At 75.6% G+C, this 3276-nt stretch carries 1 protein-coding gene and 1 pseudogene; both read right to left on the bottom strand.

Annotated features, from left to right (window positions below; translation table 11 throughout):
• Positions 1–1297: pseudogene (locus PV341_RS44370) on the bottom strand (ABC transporter permease); the annotation flags it as partial.
• Between the two features lies 1 nt (position 1298).
• Positions 1299–3276: FtsX-like permease family protein (locus PV341_RS44365; RefSeq protein ID WP_500360918.1), on the bottom strand; the 1978-nt coding region annotated here is incomplete at its 5' end.

Below are 3276 nucleotides of genomic sequence, written 5' to 3'. Positions count from 1 at the left end.
CCGCCCGCAGCGGCAGGCTCACCGTGGCCACGACGGCCACCGCGGCGGCCGCCCACACAGCGAGCGCGGCACGTTCCGCCGGCAGCAGGAGCAGCGCCAAAACCAGCCCGGCCGCCGCGGACGGCACCGCCACCACCGCGCTCTCGGCCAGCAGCCGGCCGGTGAGCGAGCCCATACTGATGCCACGGGCCCGCAGCAAGGTGAACTCGGCCCTGCGCCGGGCCGCCGACAGGCCCGTCGCCATGAGGAGCACGACCGCGGCGACGGTGCCCACACCCACGGCAGCGACCAGGACCAGCGGCTGCGCAGCCGTGCGCTCGGCGGCGAAGGGACCGAGGAGTTCACCCAGCCCCTGCTCCTCGACGTGCAGGCCGCGCTGCTTGGCCTGCAGATGTGCCCCGTCCGGTCCCGCCGTCAGCGCGGCGAGCCGGTCACGCAGCGCGGGGACGTCGCGCGCGGTGAGCTCGTCGACGTCGGCAGGGTGGTGCCAGTAGGCCAGCGCACCGTCCTGCAGACCGAGCAGGGACTTGGTGGCGTTCTCGTCGATGAGCGCGGTGAAACGCCAGTAGAACACGGGCGCCGGGTCGGAGCCCTCGCCCTTCACCGACACCAGCTTCGGTTTCCGCAGCTCGGGCTCCGCGTTCCAGTACGCGGTGCCGGGTGTCCGGGGCGTGACGATCCCGGTGACCCGGACGGTCATGACCGATCCGACCGAATCCCGCAGGTGGAACGCCGAACCGGTACGCAGTCCCATGACCTGCGCGGTGCGGTCGGTGATCACCGCTTCGACGCTGTGGGCGTCGGTGCCGGGGCGCGGCATGCGTCCCTTGAGGAGCCGGGTGTTCGCCGCCAGGTCCGGTTGGGCCACCAGGGCGCTCTCCGGATCGAGGCCCGAAGGCCGGGGCAGGGCAGGGTCGGTGGCGCCCGTGTCGGCGGAGCGCACCCCGTACACGGTCTGGTCCGGCTCCAGCGCCAGCGGGGGCAGGACGAGACGCCGGAACTCCTTCTCCGTCTCCTTCAGCGACCGCGGGGTGAGCAGTGCCTCGGGGCCGAAGGGGACGGACAGCCGTGAGACCTGGAGCGACATGGAGACGCTGCGGCCCTGCAGCGACGCGTGTGACACGGTGTCGCGCAGCGCGGTGTCCTCGTACCCGTCGACGGCCCGCGGCAGCGCGGCCGCCAGGAACGCCGTGACGAACACCAGCGCGGCCATGGCGAGCGTGCCGCCGGGGGCGGCGCTCAGCCGGGCGCGGATCCAGGAGACGTCACCGCTCCGCTGGGTACGGGGCTCGGCCACGTCATTCACCTCCTTGGCGCCGCAGCGCCTGGGCCGGGTCGGCGGACCGCCACGCCGTCAGCATGACGCCGAGCAGGGGCAGCACGGTGACGGCGATCAGCAGCACGACCAGCGGGCCGGACGGCAGCTCCACCCGGACCTCGGGGACCGGGCTGGCCGCGCGGGCCGTCAGGACGATCAGGGGGACGACCTGGCGGGTCAGCAGTCCGCCGAGTACGACGCCCACGCCCACCGCGACCAGGACCAGCAGGCCCTGCTCGGCGGCGATCACCCGGGCGAGCCAGCGGCGCGGGGTGCCCAGCGCCCGCAGCATCGCGAACTCCTGGGAGCGTTCGCGCAGCGCTCCGGCCGCCGCCACGCTGTAGCCGAGCGCGGCCAGCACCACGGCGGTCACGACGGCGGCGGGCAGCGCGGACAGCGGCCCCGCGCCGAGCGGATCCCGCTGCAGCTCGGCTCGCTGCTCGTCGCGGACCAGGAGCGAGGTGATGTCGCCGCGGGCCCGCAGCGCCGAGGCGACGCGGGCGGCCGCGCCGGGCTCGGCCGCCAGCCACCACTCGCCGGGAACCAGGGAACCCTGGCCGGTTCCGTTCAGCAACGTGTTCACCGAGCGCAGGTCCAGCAGCAGCGCCCCGCCGTCGGTGGCGGTGTCCCCGGGCGTGGCCGTGGGCAGGGCGCGTACGGCCGCGGTGACGCGGACCGGCACGGTCACGCCGGCCAGCTGGATCCGTACCGGGTCGCCCACCTTCGTGTCGACCGCCCGCAGGAAGGAGTCGGTGGCGACACCCGCCAGCGCGGCCGGGGCCTTCGGTGCCGCGGTCACGATCACGGCCGCCTCGTCGAAGCCGCTCTGCACATAGCCCTCGAGGGGCATCTGCCCGGTGTCGTACTCGACGGTGAGCGGTGTGTCCTGGCCGGAACGCGGGGCGTCCGTCCGCGCGGCGACGTAGCCGCGCTCGCGGTCCTCGGTGAAGTCCCGGTTGCCCATGAGGGTGTGGGCCTTCCAGGAAGCGCCGGCCGGCACCGGGAAGGCGTGCGCGGAGCCGTCGTTGGTCACGGCCCGCAGCGCGGTGACGGACAGCCGGTGGTGCCCGGTCCGCCGGGGCAGGGTGTAGTCGGCCTTGATCCGGGTCAGGCGCAGTGGCCCGGCCGGGCCGGCGCCGGGGGCCCGGCCCGCCTCCGCGGCGAAGTCCGCCTCCAGGACGTGGGGTCGGCCGTCGGCGGGGACCTCGCCCAGGGGGATGGTGTAGGGCACGCCGTAGCGGTCCGTGAAGGTCGCCGAGAGCCGGTCGCCGACCCCGCTCGCGGTTGCGCGGCCCCGGGTGCCCAGGGCCTGCAGGCGGACGGTCAGGCGGAGTCGCGCCGAGGCGTCGGGCAGCGTGAACCCGGCGTCCCGCGAGGCGGCCTCCTCGGGGCGCAGGGAGCGCAGCAGGTCCTGGAAGGGCCGGTCGGCGAGGTCGTCGCGCAGGCCGGTCACCCCGGAGGCGCTGGTGGTGTCCAGTGCCAGCACCGTTGCCTCGCGGTTCCTGGGCAGCGGCACGGTGCTGCGGCTGGCCGGGGCCGCCGCGGCGATCCCGGGTATGTGGTCGTAGACGCCGCCCTGTCCGAACGCCGGGGTCGAAGTGCCGGTCACACGGACGTCGGCTCCCACCAAGAAGTCCGCCTGGTCGCGCTGGGAGCGCTCCCAGCTCGCGTTCTCGCCGATCGCGAACATGCTGATCGACACCGCGAAGACCAGCAGCAGAGCGGGGCCGGCGCCGCGGCCGGTCCGCCGCGCCAGTTGCCACCCGGCCAGCGCCGTGGGCAGGCCGGGCGACCGGGCGGCCAGCCGCTCCCCGAGGCGGGCGGCCAGCGGCAGCAGTCGCAGCGCCAGCACCGCGCCGGCCAGCAGGCACAACGCGGGCGCCACCACCAGCACCGGGTCCACCCCCAGCGCGCCCGTGGTGTCCGTCGTCAGCGCGCCGGACCCGCCGCCACGCCCG

The sequence above is a fragment of the Streptomyces sp. PA03-1a genome (assembly GCF_033792805.1).
GTDB lineage: Bacteria > Actinomycetota > Actinomycetes > Streptomycetales > Streptomycetaceae > Actinacidiphila.
Note: the sequence above shows the minus strand (reverse complement) of the source record. Positions and strands in the feature narration are given on the sequence as shown.